Origin of the sequence: Mycobacterium sp. E3298, assembly GCF_001666895.1 — a bacterium.
GTDB lineage: Bacteria > Actinomycetota > Actinomycetes > Mycobacteriales > Mycobacteriaceae > Mycobacterium.
This window is the reverse complement of the sequence record NZ_LZJB01000485.1, coordinates 1-20,299: the sequence shown is the minus strand read 5'-3', so window position 1 is coordinate 20,299 and position 20,299 is coordinate 1. Positions and strand designations below refer to the sequence as shown.

Annotated in this window: 19 protein-coding genes and 1 pseudogene; 3 read left to right on the top strand and 17 right to left on the bottom strand. The window is 66.3% G+C overall.

The window, feature by feature from the left end; all coding sequences use genetic code 11:
• From A9X05_RS22200 to A9X05_RS22155, 10 genes are all read right to left on the bottom strand, one after another.
• Positions 1-1,010, bottom strand: a 1,010-nt coding sequence (locus tag A9X05_RS22200; RefSeq protein WP_067784099.1) for a hypothetical protein, incomplete at its 3' end; no start/stop codon positions are given.
• Positions 1,011-1,097: 87 nt separating this feature from the next.
• A complete protein-coding gene (locus A9X05_RS22195; RefSeq protein WP_067784092.1) occupies positions 1,098-2,042 on the bottom strand; it encodes an alpha/beta hydrolase in 945 nt (314 codons plus the stop codon).
• A gap of 1 nt (position 2,043) precedes the next feature.
• Positions 2,044-2,916: an SDR family oxidoreductase gene (locus A9X05_RS22190; RefSeq protein WP_067784090.1), complete on the bottom strand. Its 873-nt coding sequence runs from the start codon at positions 2,914-2,916 to the stop codon at positions 2,044-2,046.
• Positions 2,913-3,398, bottom strand: coding sequence for a nuclear transport factor 2 family protein (locus A9X05_RS22185; RefSeq protein ID WP_067752616.1), 486 nt, complete (start codon positions 3,396-3,398; stop codon positions 2,913-2,915). The genes A9X05_RS22190 and A9X05_RS22185 overlap by 4 nt, the downstream gene beginning before the upstream one ends.
• 70 nt (positions 3,399-3,468) lie before the next feature.
• Positions 3,469-4,452, bottom strand: coding sequence for an acyl-CoA dehydrogenase family protein (locus A9X05_RS22180; protein ID WP_067752633.1), 984 nt, complete (start codon positions 4,450-4,452; stop codon positions 3,469-3,471).
• Positions 4,453-4,499: 47 nt separating this feature from the next.
• Positions 4,500-5,636, bottom strand: coding sequence for an acyl-CoA dehydrogenase family protein (locus A9X05_RS22175; RefSeq protein ID WP_067784097.1), 1,137 nt, complete (start codon positions 5,634-5,636; stop codon positions 4,500-4,502).
• Positions 5,636-6,412 (bottom strand): crotonase/enoyl-CoA hydratase family protein, encoded by a 777-nt coding sequence (locus tag A9X05_RS22170; RefSeq protein WP_067784088.1) that lies wholly within the window; start codon positions 6,410-6,412, stop codon positions 5,636-5,638. The genes A9X05_RS22175 and A9X05_RS22170 overlap by 1 nt, the downstream gene beginning before the upstream one ends.
• Entirely contained in the window at positions 6,409-7,827 is a 1,419-nt protein-coding gene (locus A9X05_RS22165) for an aldehyde dehydrogenase family protein (RefSeq protein ID WP_067784086.1), read from the bottom strand. The genes A9X05_RS22170 and A9X05_RS22165 overlap by 4 nt, the downstream gene beginning before the upstream one ends.
• A gap of 23 nt (positions 7,828-7,850) precedes the next feature.
• Positions 7,851-8,957: a zinc-binding dehydrogenase gene (locus tag A9X05_RS22160; protein WP_067752607.1), complete on the bottom strand. Its 1,107-nt coding sequence runs from the start codon at positions 8,955-8,957 to the stop codon at positions 7,851-7,853.
• Between the two features lie 15 nt (positions 8,958-8,972).
• Positions 8,973-10,583 (bottom strand): acyl-CoA synthetase, encoded by a 1,611-nt coding sequence (locus A9X05_RS22155; protein ID WP_067752604.1) that lies wholly within the window; start codon positions 10,581-10,583, stop codon positions 8,973-8,975.
• Between the two features lie 101 nt (positions 10,584-10,684).
• Here A9X05_RS22155 and A9X05_RS22150 point away from each other — a divergent pair, with 101 nt between their 5' ends.
• Together A9X05_RS22150 and A9X05_RS22145 are read left to right on the top strand one after the other, a co-directional pair.
• Positions 10,685-12,613: an NAD(P)/FAD-dependent oxidoreductase gene (locus A9X05_RS22150; RefSeq protein WP_067784094.1), complete on the top strand. Its 1,929-nt coding sequence runs from the start codon at positions 10,685-10,687 to the stop codon at positions 12,611-12,613.
• Entirely contained in the window at positions 12,610-13,497 is an 888-nt protein-coding gene (locus A9X05_RS22145) for an SDR family NAD(P)-dependent oxidoreductase (protein ID WP_067752590.1), read from the top strand. Before A9X05_RS22150 ends, A9X05_RS22145 begins: the two co-directional genes overlap by 4 nt.
• 37 nt (positions 13,498-13,534) lie before the next feature.
• On the opposite strand, the gene A9X05_RS22140 is transcribed toward A9X05_RS22145, so the two are convergent.
• Entirely contained in the window at positions 13,535-14,173 is a 639-nt protein-coding gene (locus A9X05_RS22140) for a Dabb family protein (RefSeq protein WP_067784084.1), read from the bottom strand.
• Complete coding sequence (locus A9X05_RS32350) at positions 14,166-14,513, bottom strand: hypothetical protein (RefSeq protein WP_067752584.1); 348 nt, start codon at positions 14,511-14,513, stop codon at positions 14,166-14,168. The genes A9X05_RS22140 and A9X05_RS32350 overlap by 8 nt, the downstream gene beginning before the upstream one ends.
• 102 nt (positions 14,514-14,615) lie before the next feature.
• Here A9X05_RS32350 and A9X05_RS22130 point away from each other — a divergent pair, with 102 nt between their 5' ends.
• Entirely contained in the window at positions 14,616-15,839 is a 1,224-nt protein-coding gene (locus A9X05_RS22130; RefSeq protein WP_067784081.1) for an NADH:flavin oxidoreductase, read from the top strand.
• Here the strand turns inward: A9X05_RS22130 and A9X05_RS22125 are convergent, their stop codons facing one another.
• The 5 genes and pseudogenes from A9X05_RS22125 to A9X05_RS30060 all read right to left on the bottom strand — a co-directional run.
• A complete protein-coding gene (locus tag A9X05_RS22125; RefSeq protein ID WP_067784080.1) occupies positions 15,840-16,769 on the bottom strand; it encodes an alpha/beta hydrolase in 930 nt (309 codons plus the stop codon).
• A complete protein-coding gene (locus A9X05_RS22120) occupies positions 16,766-17,599 on the bottom strand; it encodes an IclR family transcriptional regulator (protein ID WP_067752575.1) in 834 nt (277 codons plus the stop codon). The genes A9X05_RS22125 and A9X05_RS22120 overlap by 4 nt, the downstream gene beginning before the upstream one ends.
• A gap of 157 nt (positions 17,600-17,756) precedes the next feature.
• Positions 17,757-19,223 (bottom strand): FAD-dependent oxidoreductase, encoded by a 1,467-nt coding sequence (locus A9X05_RS22115; RefSeq protein WP_067784079.1) that lies wholly within the window; start codon positions 19,221-19,223, stop codon positions 17,757-17,759.
• Complete coding sequence (gene bphC / locus A9X05_RS22110; RefSeq protein ID WP_067752569.1) at positions 19,220-20,128, bottom strand: biphenyl-2,3-diol 1,2-dioxygenase; 909 nt, start codon at positions 20,126-20,128, stop codon at positions 19,220-19,222. The genes A9X05_RS22115 and bphC overlap by 4 nt, the downstream gene beginning before the upstream one ends.
• 9 nt (positions 20,129-20,137) lie before the next feature.
• Positions 20,138-20,299 (bottom strand): annotated as a pseudogene (locus A9X05_RS30060) (hydroxylase); the annotation flags it as partial.

The following is a 20,299-nucleotide window of genomic DNA, read 5'->3' as shown; positions in this document are numbered from 1 at the left end:
GCAGCATTAAGCGCGGCAATGAATCCAGGGTCGTGCAGGGGATCGCTGGGAGTGTCGAGCTTGATGCCCTTGCCCTTGAGGTCGTCGATCATGATGCCGATGGCCCGTTCGATCGTGATGTCGTCGGAGCCGTCCATGTTCTTTTTGAGTTCCTCGAAGTCGGAGAACACTTCGGCGGACCAGTGGACCAGGAAACGCAACTCGTCGGTGTGGTGGCGGGCGATGACGTCGTCGCCGTTCTTCAGAAGCCAGTGGTCGGGGTCGGCCGGGTCGCCGGCGAAGACGGTGTCGAAGGCCAGCCCCGGCGGAATCTGTTGTTCCAGCGGCCCGTTGGCTTCTCCGCGGTGCACCATCATCTCGTTCTGAACGACCACTCCGCGGTTATTGATCGGCGGCAAGACCCGGGAGGGGGGCTTGAGTGGGCCGTCGGGCCAATAGGTAAAACCGGACCCCTCGTCGAGGGAGAACCAGGTGATGACCTGAGCCATTTTGATGAGGTAGTCGGTGAACAGACCGGACTTGCCCATCACGCTGCACAGCCAGGTGGGGGCGTTCTCGTGGCGTACACCGCGAAAGCTCGGCGAGTCCAGATGGCCGGGATCGCGGTTGGCGCAGGGGCCGTTGATGTTGAACAGCATCATCTCAGGCTTGGCGTACTCGGCGTTCCAGTAGCTCTTGGCGTGCTCGAGGAACGTGGCGTTGTAGAAGCAGTCGTGCAGCTCAGGGAAGAGGATGGCCCCGTAGTTGGCCAGGTAGCCACGGAACGTCGGCGTCAGAAAGAGGTCCAGCGACGGAGTGAATCCCTCGGGGAAGGCACCGCTCATGGTGGCCATCAATTCGTCGGCCGACGCGAAGTGTTGGGCGATGATCAGCTTCCAAGGGCCGTGCGCGTGTACGACATTGAGCAGCCGCTCGCGTTGGTCGGTGGTGTAGACGTTGTCGATTTCGCGCGGCGGGGCGGCGGGCCGCAAAACGTTGGAAAGCTCCATCCGGCGCTCATCCGTAAGCATCAGCGGTCTCCTTCTGCATGTTTGGATTGGTGGGATTGTCTCCGGCACCGTCGTCGTACGGTCGACGCGTGTCCGGTGATCGGGACGTCAAAATGGGAGCGGATTGGCGAACTTGGCGCCCAATGCCGCGCCGATTTCGGCGATGGCGAGCCGGCCGCGGGCGGTCGCGTCGGGGTACATCAGAAAGCCGTGGTAGGTACCCGGATAGCGGGTGAGGGTGGTCTGAACTTCGGCGTCCCGCAGCCGGGCCGCGTATCGCTCACCCCAGTCCCGGATTGGATCGCAGCTACCGGTGACCACGATCGCGGACGGCAGCCCAGAAAGGTCGGAGGCGTAGGCGGGAACCAGGTACGGGTCCTCGGGCGGCCCGGCATCTCCGTCGGCAAGTGCGTGCATGTAGTCGATGTCGTCGCGGGTGAGGAGCGGCGCGTCGGCCGTCGAAGCGACCGACGGGGCCGTCATGTCGCGATCCAGGCCCGGATACAGCAGCACCTGCGCGCAGATCGCCGGACCGCGGCGGTCACGCGCGGCCAGTGCAACCGCGGCCGCCAACGAACCTCCGGCGCTGTCGCCGACCACTGCGAGCCGGTTGGCGTCGACGCGTAGCTCCGCGGCTCGGCGTGATACCCATTCAGTGGCGGCGTAGGCGTCGTCGAACTGCGCCGGGGGTGCCGCTTCCGGGGCCAGGCGGTAGTCGACGGCGACAACGGTGGACATCGACGCCGAGGCGAGCGCGCGGGCCAGCGGTTCGAACGAGTGGTTGGATCCCATGACCAGGCCGCCGCCGTGGAAATACACCAGCACGGGTGTGTGGGAATCCTTGGTGGGACGGTAGATCCGCGCGGGTATCGGCCCGGCTGGCCCCGGGATGGTGACGTCGGTGACGCTGTCCATCTGTGGCATTGCCTCGGGCAGCGGCGCGGATTCGATCGCGGCTCGCACCGCGGCTAGGCCGCGTTGGCGCATCGGCGGGATCGTACCGAACGACGCGACTCGGGCGGCGGCGTCGGGATCCAGCGGGGGAGTCGGCACGTTAATGCCGCGCGGGGTCGAACCGGCGCTCGGTGCGCAATACCGGCGCCTGTTGGGACGCAAGGATATTGGCACGCTCTTGCATCGCCGACCGAACGTAGTCTGGATGGGTGAGCAGATAGAAACCGCCCTTTGCGGCTTGCTCGAACACCACCGCGGCAGCTGTCAGCGGGTCCATCGCGTCGGCCTTCAGGTCGAGCATGGCCGTACGGTGTGCCTCGGCAGCCGCGACGTCGGTTGCCTCATTGCCGTCGACGCCGCCGGCTGATTCGAAAATGTTGGACAGCACCGGGCCGGGCAGCACCGCCTGGACATGAATGTGGTGGTCGTGCCCGCTGGACTGTACTTCTAGGTCGAGACACTCGGTCATCGCCAGCACCGCATGCTTGCTCACAATGTAGGGCGTTTGCAATGGCATCGCGACGACCCCACCAACAGACGACACATTCCACACCCACGCCTGCTCAGGGCTCGCCATCATTCGCGGCAGAAACGCGCGGATGCCGTAGAAGACCCCGCTGATGTTGATGTCGACGATCCGCTGCCAGTTGACCACCGGGGTGTCCCACAGGTAGCCGAACTGTTCAATTCCGGCATTGTTCACCAGCAACCGCACCGGCCCGACATCGCGATAGGTCTTGTCGGCGAGTTCTTGCATGGCGACGGGATCCCTTACGTCGCAGACCATATCGACCGCGGTGCTTCCCGCGGCGGTGAGCTCCTGGCGCAGGGCGGCGATGCTGTGCGCATCGACATCGGTGAGCACCACGGTCATGCCCAATTTGCCGGCGTATCGGGCCATGCCGGCACCAAAGCCCGAGCCGGCACCGGTGATGACGGCGACGCCGCCAGAGAAGAGCTCTTGAACGGTCATGGTTGCGACGCGGTGGCGGTGTCGCTGTGCAGTTCGGATAGCAGCACGGAGTTGGTGGCATCCAGTACGACGTCCATATCGGTGAACTCCAGCCCATTGGGGCCTCGGCGCACGCCGACGTTGACCACCCCGCTGGACACCGCGAACGGCACGAAGTTGGCGATCTGATTGACGAAGATGTAAAAGCGGGCGCGGGTTACGCCGCTATCGGTGCCGGTGCGGTGCACGTTGGTGGCGTGGTGACGCAGCGGGTAGGGGCTTTGTTTGCGATGCTCGGACAGCCACTCGATGACCGCGTCACGACTGTCGAGTTGGGGCGACATCAGCTCCTCGAAAGGACTTGCGCCACTGTCGCTTCGGGTCAGGTAGTGCACATCGTGGGCGTAGCTGGCGGCCAGCTCGTCATAGTTGGCTTCGTCGTAGTGGTACCAGAAGGCGGCGATGAACTCCTGCAGTTCCGACAGCGTGATGTCGTTGCTCATGCCCACAGTCAATCCCGGCTGTGGCCCCGCTAACACCCCGGCGCCCGTTGAGTGGAACACCGTCCATGGCTCAGCCGCCGATCAGGCTCCATAGCCCGGCGGCTCCCGCCCCAAGCGCGGCCGACGTGACCTGTTCGTCCCAATATTGCACGGATCCGAACTCCCCCCGCCACACCAGGGCAGGCCGGGTGAACTCGTGTAGCCGGTGCTCCCGTGTGGTGCCGATCGCGCCATGAACCTGGTGAGCGTTACGCACCACCACGGAGGCGGCCTGGCCCACACACGAACGTGCCACCGAGACAAGGAAGGCGAGGTTGGAAGCCGACCACGCGCTAGTGACCGCCGCCGTCAGCGCCGCCTCGGTGGCCGATCGCGCCAGAGCCGCCTGCGCGGCGATGTCGGCGATCATGTTCTGCACGGCCTGAAATCGCGAAAGGGGTCGACCGAACTGGACGCGTGAGCTCGCGTGCTCGATCGAAAGCTCCAGAATCCGGTCCAGCGCCGCACACACTTGCACCCCGCGCACCAAGGCCGATTTCAGCCGCAGCTGGTCGACCACACTCGCCTCGAGGGGAACACCGCACAAGCCGGCGGGGTCGGCGACGACGATATCCCGTGGCTCGCCAATCGCATTGGCGCCGGGCGTGATATCCAACGACTCGGCATTGACGTCGGCGGCGTGATACTCGCCGCCCCGCTGCCAGATGACCACGATCTGTTGGGCGCGAGACGCCCAGGGCACGCCCCTCGCGGCACCCTGGGCATCGAGCAGGCACACGGTCCGCACCGCGTCGTCGCATGGCGATCCGCTGGCCTCCAGCAGCCAGCATGCCAATAAATCATGCTCAGCCAGAGGGATTCGCGCGCCGTGCTGAACGGCGACGGTCAGCAGCTGGGCCGCCTCATGCCAGCCGGCGCCGCTGCCACCGGAGTGCTCGGGGCCGGTCAGGCGCACCAGCCCGAGCTCGTCAAGCTGGTGCCATAGCTGCGCGTCACGATCGACAGCGGCGGGTGATTGCATTGTTCGGTACGCGCCGAACACCGCGCGCATCATGTCGATCAGGGCCGGGTCCACCGGGGCCGCGTCGATCGGTGAGGTTGTCACCGGATCCCCAATCCGCGGGCAATTACACCGCGCAACACCTCGTTGGTTCCGCCACGCAGGGTAAAGCCGGGGCGCTGGTCCAACGCGGCGGTTATCAGCTCCGAGGACGCCGCATCGACGCCGCCATGCCGCTCAGCGAGGTCGGCGATGTCACCTTCGACGGTGGTGCCCAGCACCTTGACCACAGCCGCGGCCACGTCAGCGGGCTCATGGCGCTCCAGGGCGCCCGCGACTGCGGTCGACATCTGGTGCAGGCCCGCGACGCGGGCCACCAGGCGTCCGAGGCTCTCATCTCGCGAAATGCGCTGGTTGGCCATGTTGGCGGTGGTCGCTGCGAGCAGAACGAATGTGGAGAGGAAGCGTTCGGGTCCGCTGCGCTCGAAACTCAGCTCGGACGTCACCTGCGTCCAGCCGGCACCGATGTCACCGAACACCATGGCGTCGGGCACGAATGCCTGGTCGAGGATCACCTCGTTGAAGTGATGGGCTCCGTTCATCGAAATGATCGGACGCACCTGCACCCCCGAACCCCTTAAATCGACGATGAATTGGCTGAGCCCGGCATGGCGCTGGCCTGGATCCACCGGTGCGGTGCGGGCAAGAACGATGAACGCGTGGGCGCGGTGGGCGCCCGATGTCCAAACCTTCGTGCCCGACAGCGACCAACCGCCCTGCACACGCACGGCGCGGGTGCGCACGCTGGCCAGATCGGAACCGGAATCGGGCTCGCTCATACCGATGGCGAAGAAGCAGCCGCCCCGTACGATCCGCGGCAGGAATTGCGACTTCTGCAGTTCGGTGCCGTATTTCAGCAGCGAAGGCACGATCTGACGGTCGGCGATCCAGTGCGCGGCGACCGGCGCGCCGGCGGCCAGCAGCTCCTCGGTGACCGCGAACCGTTCCAGAAATGAGCGCCCGTGTCCGCCGTACTCGACGGGGACCGTCATACCGATCCAGCCACGCGCCGCCAGGGCGGCAGTGAAAGTCTCGTCCCACCCCGTGAGCCAGGCATCCACCGACGGGGTGTAGGCGCCTGCGGCGCGTTGGTCGGCGAGAAACTGGCGGACCTCCGCGCGTAGCGCCTGCGTCGAGGGGCCCACGGCAGCCGGGGGCACCAATCGCGGTAGCGCCATCAGGTCGTCTTCCACTTGGCGATACGGCGTTCATGTTCGGGATCGCGATGTGCCAGCGGCTGCATGGCCGCGGCCATCCCCAGGGTGGTTTCCAGTGATGCCGTCTGCGATTCCCGCAGCAACCGTTTGGCCATCCGCAGCGCGTGCGGCGGGTTCTTGACGATGCGCTCGGCCAGCGCGTGCGCGTGGGAGAGCAGGTCGTCGTGGGGCACCACCCGGCTGACCATCCCCCACTGCAGGGCGGTCGCAGCGTCGATGCGGTCACCGGTGAAGGTCATCTCGGCGGCGCGCTCGTAGCCCACCGCCCGCGGTAGAAACCAGGTGCCCCCGTCGCCGGGGATCAGGCCGAGCTGTACGAAGCTCTCGGCGAAGGACGCCCGCTCGGAGGCCACCCGGATGTCGCACATCATCGCCAGATCACAGCCGGCGCCGACGGCCGGCCCATTGACCGCTGCGATCAGTGGAACCTCGAGGCGGGCCAGTGCCCGCGGGATACGTTGGATGCCGTCGATGTAGGCGTGCCGTTGGGTCCGAGCGTCCAGGCCGAACATGCCCTCTCGGTCGGCCATTTCCTTGACGTTGCCGCCGGCGGAGAAGATCTTGCCGCGCCCGGTGAGGATCAGCGCACGAATGTCGGTGTCGGCGTTGGCATTATCGACTGCGGCCTCGAACGGGGAGATGAACGCTTTGTCGGTGATCGCGTTGCCGAGGTGCGGCAGGTCGATCGTCCATACCTGCGTGGGTCCGCTGGTCGCGATGTCGAGAGGCCCGCTCATGCCGGCAGCTGCAGGGACTTGGTCTGCAAGTACTCTTCGAATCCGGCGCGGCCGAGTTCACGTCCGATGCCGGATTTCTTGTAGCCGCCGAACGGTGCCACCGGGTTGTACTTGCCGCCGTTGATGTCGAGCTGGCCGGTCTGCACGCCGCGCGCAAAGGCGATGGCCCGGTCGGTGTCGGCCGCCCACACCGCGCCCGAGAGGCCGTATGGGGTGCCGTTGGCGATGCGCAGGGCGTCGGCCTCGTCGGTAAACGGGATGACCGCCAGGACGGGACCGAAGACCTCTTCTTGGCCGAGTTCGGAGTCCGGGTCGACGTCGGCGAACACAGTAGGTGCGACGTAGTAGCCGACCTCGCGGATCGGCTCGGCGCCCCCGGTGAGCAGGCGCGCACCGTCGCGTTGGCCGCGTTCGATGAAACCCCGCACGGTTTCGAACTGGCCCGCCGAAGCCGAGGGTCCGATTCGGGTCGCCGGGTCGAGTGGATCGCCCACGGTGTATTTCGACACGGCGGCCTCGATCAGGTCCAGGGCCTCGCCGTAGCGGGACTGGGGCACCAGCATCCGTGTCCAGGCCATGCAGGTCTGGCCACCGTTGAGGAACGCGTTACCGACTCCGACTTTGACCGCGGTCGCCAGGTCGGCGTCGTCGAGGATGACGTTGGCTGACTTGCCGCCAAGTTCAAGTGCGACCTTCTTCACCGACCGCCCGGCCAACTCCCCGACGCGGGCTCCGACGCCCGTGGAACCGGTGAACGAGACGAAGTCGATTTCGGGATGGGCGGCGATGCGCTCGCCGATCCGCGCACCGCGCCCCGAAACCAGGTTCACCACACCGGCGGGCAGGCCGGCCTCCTCGAGGGCCTCGACGAACTCGAACACCGACAACGGTGCTTCATTGCTGGGTTTGAGAACCACCGTGCAACCGGCCGCGATCGCCGGGACCACCTTGGCGACCACCTGATACAGCGGATAGTTCCAGGGGGTGATTGCGCCGACCACGCCGTAGGGTTCGCGCAGGATCAGCGAGTTCCCCACTCGTTCTTCGAATTCGAAACCATCAAGAACGGCAGCGAAGCCACGGGCCACCGCCAGCGGGACCTGGGTCTGCACGGTCTGCGCGATGCGCACCGGCGCACCCATTTCCCGGGTGATCGTCTCGGCGATGTCGGGCAGACGCTTTTCCAGGGCGGCGATCACCGCCGCGACGCGCTGGCGGCGCTCGGCGACGCTGATCAGCGGGTCGAAGGCGCGCCGTGCTGCGGACACCGCCGCATCGACGTCGGCCTCGGTACCTGCGGGAACCGTGCCGATGACGTGTTCTGTCGAGGGGTCGATCACCTCGATGAGGTCCCCGCCGGCCGGCGTGATCCACTCGCCGCCGATGAACAATGTCTTCCTGGCGTAGTCATGCATTGGTTGTGGTCTGCTTTCTGTCATTAGGGCACGATGCTCGCGCGAACGTCGCGCTTGCTCTCGGCCGCGGCGAAGGCGTCGTTGATGTCGTCGAGCGGGTAACAGGCCGCCGCCAGTCGGTGCAACGGAAGCCGCGCCTGATGTTGGTCGAGAAACTTCAGCGCCCGCGACAACACGATGGGGTCGTACAACGAGACCCCGACCATCATCTTGTTGCCGAAGACAAAACGGGACGGATCGAATTCGAAGGTCTTGCCAATGTTGATGTTTCCGATCTCCACGTAGCGGCCGAACTGGCCCAGCATCTTGAGGCCTTCGTCGATAGCCGAGGGGTGGCCGACCACCTCGACGACGACATCGGCGCCCTGGCCGTCAGTCAGTTGTCGCACGAGCTTGGTACGGTCTTTGACCGTCGCGACGTCATTGATGTCGATGACCGTGTCGGCGCCGAACGCGGTCGCCAGCTCTAGGCGCTCGGCCACACCGTCGATGGCGATCACCTGGGCAGCCCCGCGTGCTTTGGCCACCGCCACTGCATACAGACCCAATGCCCCCGCACCCTGCACCACCACCGATTCGCCGAGCTGCAGATGGACGCGCTCGAGACCGTACATGACCTGTGACAGAGCGCAATTGGCTCCTGCGGCGATGTCATCGGATACCGAATCGGGGACCGTGTAGACCACCGCCCCGGCGGGCAGCAGGAAGTAGTCGGCGTAGCCACCCACGAAATAGGGCGGCTCGTCGGCGCGGCCGAGCATGGCCATCGTCAGCTTCAGACAGGCGTTGCGCCTGCCCGCAAGGCAGTTTCGGCACTTGTGACACGAGAAGAAGTAGGGAAAGACCACTCGCGTGCCCTCCGTCAGCGGCGCGCCATCAGAATCGGTGGTGACCCCAGCGCCGAGCGCTTCGATCGCGCCTACCATTTCATGGCCCAACACGGTGGGAAGTTGACCTCCCAGGCCGCCGGTAGCGAACGTCCCGTGCCAGGCGTGTAGGTCAGAGCCGCAGATGTTGGCACGACTCACCTTGATCAGGATCTGACCGGGCCCCACCTCCGGGAGGCTCACCGTTTCGATGTCGAACGGCTTACCCGGTTCGTCGAATCGCGCGATTCGGCCTTTAAACACGGCAGAGTGGTCCCTTCATTGGCTGGTGAATTCGAGGGTGAAAGCGTCTCGCAATTGCCGCTTGAGAAGTTTGCCGCTGGGGTTTTTCGGCAGTGATTCGACGAAGAAGACCCGTTTGGGCGTCTTGAAGCCCGCGAGGTGCTGCCGGCAGTGCACGACGACGTCGTCCTCGGTGAGGGTGACCCCGTCGCGGGGTACTACCGCGGCGACCACGGCTTCCACCCAGACCGGATGCGTCAGGCCGAATACGGCTGCCTCCTGGATCCCGTTGTGGCGGTAGAGAATTTCTTCGACCTCGCGGCTGGCGACGTTCTCGCCGCCGGTCTTTATCATGTCTTTCTTGCGGTCCACGACATGCAACAGCCCGTGCTCGTCGTAGTAACCCAGGTCGCCGGAATGAAACCAGCCGCCGCGGAAGGCCTCCGCGGTTTTAGCAGGGTCGTCCAGATAGCCGACCATCAGATGCGGGCTGCGATGGGCGATTTCACCCACAATGCCGGGCGCTGCGGGGCAATCGTGGTCATCGAGGATGGTGGTTTCGACATTGACCACTGGGCGTCCGGCCGCGCCGGCGTGCGCGTCCTGCTCGTCAGGTCCCAACGCCGAGGCCAGCGGCGCCATCTCGGTTTGACCGTAGAAGTTCCACAGTCTCAGATTCGGCAGCCGTCTGCGTATTTCGTGCAGTACCTCGGCGGGCATCGGTGAGGCGCCGTAGTAGCCCTTGCGTAGGCTGGACAGGTCGACGTCGTCGAAGATCGGGCAACGCAGCAGCGAAATCCACACCGTCGGTGGCGCAAAGTAATTCGTCACCCCGTACCGCGCGATGGTGCGCAGGACCAATTCGGGGTCCGGCCGCGACAGGATAATGCTGGTCGCTCCCAGATAGAGGTCGGTGGCCAAGAAGTTGTCCAACTGCGCACAGTGGTAAAGCGGCAGTGAGTGGATTTCGACGTCGTCCGGTGACATCGCACCGGCCACAATGGTGCTGACGTATTGCCACATCAGGCTGCGACTGGTGTGCATCACGGCCTTGGGCCGTGATTCGGTGCCACTGGTGTACATCAGCCGCACGAGTTGCTCATCGCCGATGGGCGGGTTCGGTGCGGCCGTGGTCGTCGTGAGCCACTGAGCGAAGTCGTGCCAGCCGGCAGGAGGGATGGCCCCGTCGGCCGTCAGCGCAATCTTTGTCGTGACCGCCCCGCCCAGACGCATCGCATCTTCGGCTATCGTCGCCAGGGCGGATTCGACGATGAATCCAATGACCCGGCTATGACCGAGGATATAGGCGATCTCCTCGGCCGTGAGCATGAAATTGATGGGCACCAGGACCACGCCCGCGCGCGCGGTCGCGAATGCCAAAACCGCGAACTGCCAGCAGTTGTGGGACAGCAGCGCCACGCGATCGCCGGGGGCAAAGCCGTTGTCGCGCAGCGCGGCTGCGGCTTTGTCCACCAGCTGGTCGAAGTCGGCGAAGGTCAGCACGACATCACCGTCGATGATCGCGGTTTTGTCCGGGTGTCGGCGGGCTGACCGGCGGGGAATATCTCCTAGCGACTGACTGCGCGCCTGGGCGATCGTGGCGTCGAGCTCGAGTGTCACTCGCTCGTCGTGGTGCGCCGGTTGCATGCGACGAACACTAGGTCCCGATGCCGCTTCGGTGATGCTGGCATCCCGCTGAGTAGACAACAGCGGTGCCCGGGGTGACCGCGGGCCTCAGACTCGATGGCATGACCGCCGCTACCGAATCGACGTCGCCCACCGGACCGGCCGCTCCTGACCCCGACGAGCTGCGCACCAACCTGCGTCAGGCTGACCCGGGTGTGCTGCTCGCGGTGCTGGCGCAGCTTACCGGCGACATGTCGGTGATCGACACCTACGCGCCCAAGATCTCCTATGTTGCCGACCCGCCCGAACGGGCCGGTGTCACAGACCCCGAGACGGCCGAATCGCTGGTCGAGGCCCTCGTTGACGCGCTGGGACGCCCACGTTGCGCCGACGCGACGGCACCCGTGGACCGGGACTTCTTCGCCCGGCTGCTACCTGTAGCGCTGGGTTCGCCGGTCGACGACGACCAGGTGGACCTGTTGCTCGAACAGGGCGGCTTCCAGCGGTCACAGCCAACCCTGCCGCGCACCGTGCCGATCCCCGAGACGATCAACATCGCCATCATCGGTGCCGGCCTGGCCGGGATCAGCATGGCGTTGGCCGCCGCAGCCGAGGGAGTGGCGTTTGAGATCTTTGACCGCCACGACGAGGTCGGCGGCACCTGGCTGACCACCACCTATCCAGGCATCGGTGTCGATACGCCGTCGGCCTATTACTCGCTGTCGTGGGAGGTGAACCCGGACTGGAGCAGCTACTACCCACAGGGCGGCGAATATCAGAACTATTTGGTGACGCTGGCCGATAAACACAAGCTGCGCGACCACATTCGGTTCGGCACCGAGATCGAGGCGTTGTGGTGGGACGAGGAACGCAACCAATGGCAACTCCATGCGGTAGACACCCAGGGTCACCGCACGATCAGCTACGCCAGCGTTGTGGTCGCCGCGGCGGGTTACCTCAACCGCCCGCGGTGGCCGGACGTCAAGGGTCGAGACACTTTCGCGGGCATCAGCATTCACTCGGCGCTGTGGGATTCTTCACTCGATCTCACCGGCAAGAAGGTGGCTGTGATCGGGGCGGGCTGCACCGCCGTACAGATCGTCGACGCGTGCGTTGACCAGGTCGAGCACCTGACGGTGTTCCAGCGGCAACCACACTGGGTGGCGCCGCGTAAGCGGCTGACAGATGAGGTGCCGCCGTTCCGGCGTTACCTGGGACGGAACCTGCCCTACTACGCGAAGTGGCACCGGCTCAAGTCCTATTGGGCCACCGCGGACAACAACTACCCGATCATCCTGCAAGACCCGGACTGGAACAAGGACCACCTGTCGATCTCGCCGGCGAATGACGTCCTTTTGCAGATGTGCCTGCGCTACATCGAGGACACCTTCGGGAAAGACACCGAGTTGGCCAAGAAGGTCACCCCGGACTTCGCACCCTACGGCAAGCGGATCATCCGAGACCCGGGCGGCTACTACGCGGCGCTGACCCGCGACCATGTCGACGTGGAGGCCAGCGAACCGGCCGAGGTCAACTCGAAAGGCATTGTCACCCAAGACGGCCGGCAGATCGACCTCGACGTCATCATCTACGCGACCGGCTACTATCTGGACTTCTTATCCACCGTGGACATTCGCGGTCGCGGCGGCAAGAAGCTGGCTGACGAGTGGGGTGACAACCCCCGTGCGTACCGTGGTGGCACGGTGCCCGGCTTTCCCAACCTGTTCATCATGTCGGCACCCAACTACAGCCCGGGACACGGTGCGGGAGCGAACTTCTCCATGGAGGTGCTCGCGCACTACATCGTCGAATGCTTGCAGTTGATGGCACTGCGCGGCGCCACCACGATCGAGGTCACCCAGCAGGCGTACGAAGATTACGTTGCCGCGATCGACGAGGCGATGCTCGGCACGGTGTGGTGCCACACACCCAACGCCCACACCTACTACCGGTCCGGTTCGGGCCGGGTGGTGGTGGCCACCCCGTACCGACTGGTCGACGTCTGGCATCAGCACCGAGCGCCGATCGAGCAGGACTTTGCGCTGCGGTGAACGAGTTGCTCACTGGCAGGACGGCTTTGGTAACAGGCAGCAGCCGCGGCATCGGTCGTGCGGTGGCCCAGCGGCTGGCCGCCGAGGGGGCCACCGTCGCGGTGACGGCGCGCGCTCACGCGCCCTCGCGCTCGCAGCGCGCCGGGTCCGATCGCACGCTACCCGGCACGATCGAGGAGACCATCGCCCTGATCGAAGATGCCGGCGGGTCGGCCTTCGGGGTGGTTGCCGACCTCGAAGACGCCCAGGCGCGCGAGACCCTGGTCGACCAGGTGCTCGACCGCACGGGCCGCATCGACATCTTGGTCAACAACGCCGGCTTCGCCGACTACTCGGTCATCGAGGACATGCCGCTGCAGACCTTCGACCGCACCGTCGAGCACTATCTGCGCACCCCCTTCGTGTTGACCAAGGCCGCGGTTCCGCACATGCGCAAACTGGGCGGCGGGTGGATCGTCAACATCGGCTCGGTCACCGGTGTGGCACCGGTGCGGCCGTACCGCGATTACAACAAGACCTCCGGCGACGTGATTTACGCGTCGTGCAAAGCAGCACTGCACCGGTTCACCCAGGGGGTGGCCGCCGAGCTGCTCGACGCGAACATCGCGGTGAATTGTGTTGGCCCGTCGACCGCTGTGCGCACTCCCGGCGCATCCGCGCTTATCCCGGAGGGCTTTCCGACCGAGCCGGTGGAGTATCTGGCCGAAACCGTGCTGGCGATGTGTCATCTACCGGCGGCAGAACGCACCGGCCTAGTCGCGTTTAGCTTGCACTACCCGTGGTCACAGCGGCTGCGGGTGCACAGCCTGGACGGCAAAACCGAACTGCCGCCACTCGAACCGCCGGCGAACGCCAATCCGAACATCCTGCCCGCCGGGATGTGAGTCCCGCGGCGGATAGGGCGGATCAGCCCGAGATCGACTAGGCGGGTGACGTGGTCAAGACGGGGTGATCGCATCGACAGAAGCTGTGGCACACCCGGTCTCGGATGATGACGTCGGGGCATTCGGGATCAAACCAGCGGTCCACGACCGCCCAGTGGATCGGATGCATCAGGTAGGGGCCCATCAGCGCATCGACGTCGCTGAACTCTTGCTCGAACACGTGGGTCCATCGTGATGCTCCGACCGCATCGTCGACCCGGCTGAGCTGCCATGCCCTGATCGTCGGTATGAAGCGCGGCATCGAGGTCAACTCGTCCTCGAAACGCGCGACGGTGTCGACGTCGGTGTCGGGCAGCACCCGTAAAAGCAAGGCCCGGTAGACCGTGCCCGGGCCGCCACCATTGGGCGTTGGAGTACCCCCGTAGGTGACCCCGTTGACATGGGTGATCGCGGGATCGCCCAAAATCGCGGTGAAATCGTCTGCGGCGCTGAGCCATTGACTCGGGGAATCGAACCTCAAGTGGACTAGGACGTCACCGCCGTTGCGCGCCCCGGGCAGCGTCGGTTCGACGAGCCGGTGACGGGCGCCGGTCGCCTCAGCGCTCGCGCGCACCAGCGTGAGTATCCGGTCGCGGTGTTCGTCTGCGACGTCGAGGAGGCGGGTGACGTTATACACCGCAGAGCCCGTCGACGTCGTCGGCGGCCGCGGCGACCGAGCGGGACCGCTCGGCGACGAGTTCCTCGATCTGGTCCCACCACTGGCCCAGCGTCGGGTCGGGGCGGCCCTTCCAGGTCATCTCCCACCATGCCTGGGCGCTGGGCAGGGTCCAGGTGATGGTGACGGTGTTGGATCGATCCGTGAACCAGATCGGGGGGCTGACCAGGACATCGCGCAGCGTCATTCCGCGGGAGCGGGCGCCGGGCGCGTACTCGGCGAGGTAGGTCTCCACGAATTTCCGGGCGCAGCCAGGCCGCGTCACCACCCTGTCGATCACGAAAATCCGACCGTCGGCCATGGGCGTGACCGTACAGATCGTGGGCAACCCCCGGACAGGTTCAGTCCCGACCATCGGGAGGACCTCATTGCCCCCCATCCGGTTGGGCACCACGGTGGGGGAATGAGCGCTTCCTTCAGTCCCGTGCAGCTCGGTCCGGCCACCTTGCGCAACCCGATCATCAAGGCCGCGACCTCCGAAGGCCGATCGCCCCAGGGGCTGGTCACCGATGATCTCATCGCGTTTCACCGGGCGTTCGCCGACGGGGGAGTGGGCATGACGACGGTGGCCTACTGCTGTGTCGCGCCCGAGGGCGCCAGCGCCCCGGGTCAGATCGTCATGAGCTCGCAGGCGCTGCCCGGCCTGCGCAGACTTACCGATGCCGTGCATGGGGCGGGTGCGGCCATCTCGGCCCAGCTGGGCCACGCCGGGGTGGTGGCCCCTAGGGCGCTGACCGGGGTGACCGCCCTGTCGCCGAGCCGGTTCGTCAACCCGACATCGTTGGCCTACTGCCGGGCGATCACCCGCGACGAGATAGCAACCGTCATCGACCAGTTCGGCACGGCAACCCAGGTAGCCATCGATGCCGGATTCGACGCAGTTGAACTGCATTTCGGACACTTGTATCTGCCGAGCTCGTTTTTGAGCCCACTCATCAACCGCCGCAAGGACGAGTACGGCGGCTCCATCGACAACCGTTCCCGCCTGTCACGGGAGATCGCCGAACGCGTCCGCGAGATGGCCGGGGGCCGGATCGCCGTCATCGCCAAACTGAATATGGACGACGGACTGCCCGGCAGCATCTGGATCGATGAGGCGTTGCGCACCGCGCAACTCCTCGACACCGACGGCACCCTCGACGCGCTCGAACTGACCCAAGGGTCCTCGGTCTTCAAGCCGATGTACCTGTTCCGGGGCGACGTCCCGGTGCGCGAATTCGCCCGCGTCATGCCGGCTGCGCTACGGCCTGCCATCAGGCTGGCCGGCAAGCGCGTGATGGGCACCTACCCGTACAGCGACCTCTACATGCTCGAAGCCGCACGCCAATTCGTGCCGGTGATGCGCAACACCAAACTGATCCTGCTGGGCGGCATCACCCGCCGCGACCACGTCGAGACCGCACGAGAGGAGGGATTTGACTTCGTGGCGATGGGTCGGGCGCTGCTGCGGGAACCCGACCTGGTCAACAAGATGATCGCCGACCCGGCCAGTCGCAGCCGATGCAACCACAACAACAAGTGCATGGTCACCGTTTTCGGTCGCACCCACTGCGTGCTCGATCCCGACCAGCGCTACGGACCACCTGCCAAGATCGACGAGCAGCCCGCCCAGCACGCAGCACGGTAATCACCCCAGCAGCGCGGCCAACTCGCGGCACGCCTGCCGCCGGGCTTCGTGAGCGATGTCGAGCATCGGCATCGTCATGAACCCGTGGATGCCACCTTCGAAGCCGCACCGCACGGCGACTACCCCCGCGGATTGCAGCGCGTCGGCGTAGGCGATGGCTTCGTCCCGAAGCGGATCGTGCCCGGCCGTGACTATCACCGCGGGCGGTAGCCCATGTAGGTCCGCTCGGAGCGGTGAGGCGTAAGGATGGTCGCGGTCGGCGGATGCGGGCACATACTGGTCCCAATACCATTGCAGAGCAGCCGTCGGATTGTAGAAACCCTTGCCGAACAGTCGATATGACTCGGTGTCGAAGCCGGCCGCGAGCATCGGGTAGAGCAGCAACTGCGCGGCAATCGCCGGGCCACCACGATCGCGCGCCATCAACGCCACGACGGCGGCCAGGTTGCCGCCCGCGCTGTCACCGCCCACCACAACCGCGCGCGAACCTCGGCGGCCGACGCCGTCGAGGTCGGCGGCCCATCGCGTGGCGGCGTACAGGTCCTCGGCCGCGGCAGGCCACGGATTTTCTGGAGCCAGCCGGTACCCGACGGAAACCACCACGGCGGGAACGAGGTTGGCCAGACTGCGGCACAGGCCATCGTGGCTGTCGAGGTCGCAAAACACGAATCCGCCGCCGTGCGCGTATACCAGGATCGGCAGGCCGCCGTCGTCGGCATGGCCGCGGGGCCGGTAGATCCGTATCGGGATTTCCGCACCGGTGCCCGAAATGGTGTGATCTCGGACTGCGGCGACCGGCTCGGGCTGGGCGGGCGGTACCAGCCGCTCGCGGATGGCGGCCCTGGCCTGGGCGCCCGTCATGGTGTGGACCGGCGGAAAGCCCGCGTCCAGCCCCTCGATCAGCTCGGCGACCTGGGGGTCGAGGTTCACGCGTACTGCAAGGTGGGCTGCGGCGCCGGAATCGGGCGGTGGGGCAGCAGCGGTCGCATTGTTTGCAGCGTTGGCGCCACCCGGTGGGCGCCGTCTTCGATGTTGCGCCAGATGTTCACCGCGGTCATGCGGACCGGGGTGGTTAGTCGCTGATCGAACACCATGCGATTCATCGGTGCGCATACCGACACCGCGGCAATCGCCTCACCGGGGTTGCCGATGGGGGCCGCCACGCAGCCAAAACCGAGCAGCGACTCCTCGCGCTCGAAGGCGACGCCGTGGGCGCGCACCTTGGCCAACTCAGCGGCAAGTTGCGAGCCGGTGCAAATGGAAAACTTGGTCTTGCGGGCCTGCAGATCAACGTCGGCCTGCTGGTCGCCATAGGCCAGGATGGCTTTGCCGACCGCGGTACAGTGCGCGGGTTGCCGACCCCCGACCCGGGTGGGGATCGCGTTGATCAGTCGGTCACCGATCTTGTCGAGGTAGACAACGTCCGGCCCGTCCAGCACCGCTAGATGAACGACAAGGCCGGTGGCGCGGTGCAATTCGCCCAGCAAGGGGGCGGCCGCGCGCACCAGGCGGTCTTGGTGCACGGCCAGTGAGCCCAACTCCACCAGCCGCATGCCCAGCTCGTAGTCGCGGCCGTTGCGGCGTAACCAGCGCAGCTGAACCAACCGCTCGAGCATCCGGTGCGCCGACGAGCGCGGCAGACCCGTGCGACGCACGATCTGGGCCAGCGTTAGCCGTCCCGGTCCTTCGAAGGCGTCCAGCACCAAGGAGACGCGGTCGATGACGGCGGTGGGAGTTGCTGTTTCCAGGGACGCTGACATCGGTCCTCCAAAGCTCCATTGCATCTGGCTGGTATATGACTATTAGAGATACCCCAGTTTGTACCATAGTCTTGTGCGCGCTGTCACATGGCACGCCAAAAGCGCCACCGGCCACATCTGTGTCGGGCGCGAGATGTAGGGATCAGTGCAGGCCGGCTCAGCCCTTGGCCGCGGACCGGCCCGCGCGGCGGCCGTAGAAGCTGCCGTCGCCGAGCGAGATACCGCTGGCGTAGCCCCAGGCGGCCAAGCCGGCGGTGCAGCGACCGGCGGCGAACAGGCCGGGGATGGGTTCGCCGCTGACGTGGAGCACCTCGGCGTCGAGCGTGGTGCCCAGGCCGCCCAGGGTGAAACCGCCGGTGTTCTCCCGCAAGTCGATCGCGCCGACCGGGGAACCGATGGGCCGCAACCACTCCGGCTTCTTGTGCAGCAGCGGATCCTCGCCGCGGGCCGCGCCCTCGTTGTAGGCGGCGACGGTCGCCTGCAGGGATCCCGGCGCCAGGCCCATCTCGCGTTCCAGGTCGGCGACGGTGTCGGCCACCCAGGTCGCCGGGCGCAGCATGAACTTCGGCGACCACGACGCCATCGCCTCTTGCTGGGCGTCGTCGTCGATGATCAGGAAGGCGGTGTTGTCCTGCTGGTAGAGCGTCAGCTGGCCGATGCGGCCCGGATAGGTGTCCTCGGCGACGTAGCGCTGACCGCGGCCGTTGACCAGGATGCCGCGCACCAGTTGCTGAGGGTCGATGAAGATCGCGACCTCGGTGGCGTCCATGTGCGCCAGATCGGCGCCCAGCGCCTGCGCCATCCGGATCGCCTGGCCGTCGTGCTGCTCGATGGACGCGGCCGGGCGACCGGCGATCCGCGGGGCGTAGCGGGCCACCATCGCGTCGTTGTAGGCGAAGCTGCCCATGGCAAGGACCACCCCGCGCCGCGCCCGGACAGAAATCTCACTGCCGTACTGGCGCGCCCGGATCCCGACCACCCGGCCGTCGGCTTCGACGATGAGGCGTTGCACCCGCACGTCGTAGAGTGCGCGTGCGCCGGCGGCGGTGGCGGTCTCGACGAGTGGCTTCATCAGCATGTAGCCCGCGCTGGCCTCGCCCTGCTTCTTGTTGGACATCTGCGGGACGTGCCCGCGCGGGGCGGGGGAGGCGATCGTGTTGAAGGGATAGGCGTTTTCGCCGCCGCTGTACATCAGGCCCTGGTCACCCATCGGTTCCCAGCCCGGTTCGGAGAAGAATTCCGCCTTGAACGGAACGCCGCAGCCGACCAGCCAGTCGAAGTGGGCCACGCTGCCGGCGCAGTAGTCGGCGATCCGCTCCGGGTTGGCGCCGGGCCCCATCGCGACGTTGAGGAAGGCCGCCATGTTGTCGACGGAATCGTCGAAGCCGCAGGCTTTCTGCAGCGGGGTGCCGCCGCCGAGGTAGATGAACCCGCCGGCCATCGCCGCCGCCCCGCCCCAGGATCCGGTCCGCTCCAGGACAAGAACCTCGGCGCCGGAGCGCGCCGCCTCCACCGCCGCGGCGGCGCCGGCCACCCCGTAGCCGGCGATGACCACGTCGGCCTCGTCGTCCCACGACGTGATCGACGCGGCCGGGACCGGCGTGACGTCGGTATCCGGCGTCATAGCCGCATGGCTGCGGGCATTTCGCCGATCCACTGGTGACCCCAGTAGCTGTCGGCGGTGATTTCCTCTGCGGTGTAATAGGTTTCGTCGACGCGCATGCCGTCGGTGCCGAACTCGATGTCCCAGTCGCCGGGAGCCCGGACGTAGAACGACACCATCTTGTCGTTCGTGTGCCGGCCCAGCGTGGAGGACAGCTGGAAGCCCTCGGCGTTCACGCGGTCCAGCGCCTGGCCCACGGCGTCGAGGGTGTCGACCTCCACCATGATGTGCACCAGGCGCGGGTCGCGCTGATGTGCGGCCGGCACGATCGCCAGGCTGTGGTGGCGTTCGTTGATGCCCAGGAAGCGAACCCGCACGGGCCCAAACTCTTTCGGCAGCGGCACCCGGAACGCGCCGCGGGCGCGGAAACCCAGCACCTCGGTGTAGAAGTCGAACAGCCCGTTCGGGTCCGTCGCCGGCACGACGACGTGGCCCAGGCCCTGGTCGCCGGTGACGAATTTCGCGCCGAACGGGGTGACGACGGGGCTGTGGTCGAGCACCGCACCGTGGAAGACCTCGAGCGTGGTGCCCGCCGGGTCCTCGAAGGTGATGACCTCTTCCACGCGGCGGGCCTCGGCCTCGTCGGCGGACAATTGCTTGAACGGGGTCCCTGCGGCGTCCAGGGTCGCCTTGACCCGTTGCAGCGCCGGGCGGTCACGCACCTCCCAGCCGACCGTCAGCACCCGGTCGGTCTCACCGGGCACCACGATGAGCCGGGCGGCGCGCTCGTCCATCCGCAGGTAGAGCGCCTCGGGGTCGGGACCATTCCCCTCGGCGAAACCCAGGACACCGAAGGCGAATTGCCGCCAGCGGTCGATGTCGTTCGTCGAAATGGTGATGTAGCCCAGGCTTTTCAGGTCGGTCAACGTGCTCTCCTAGATCAAAGCCCGCAGGGGGCCCTCGGGCGGATCGACACCCAGCGAACTCAGTGCCGACGCGTGGTAGGTGGTTCCAGGCATGTGGATGGCGTGCAGCTGGCCGACATGGACGTCGCGCCAATACCGTTGCAGCGGCTTGTCCATGCGGGCCGCGTTGCC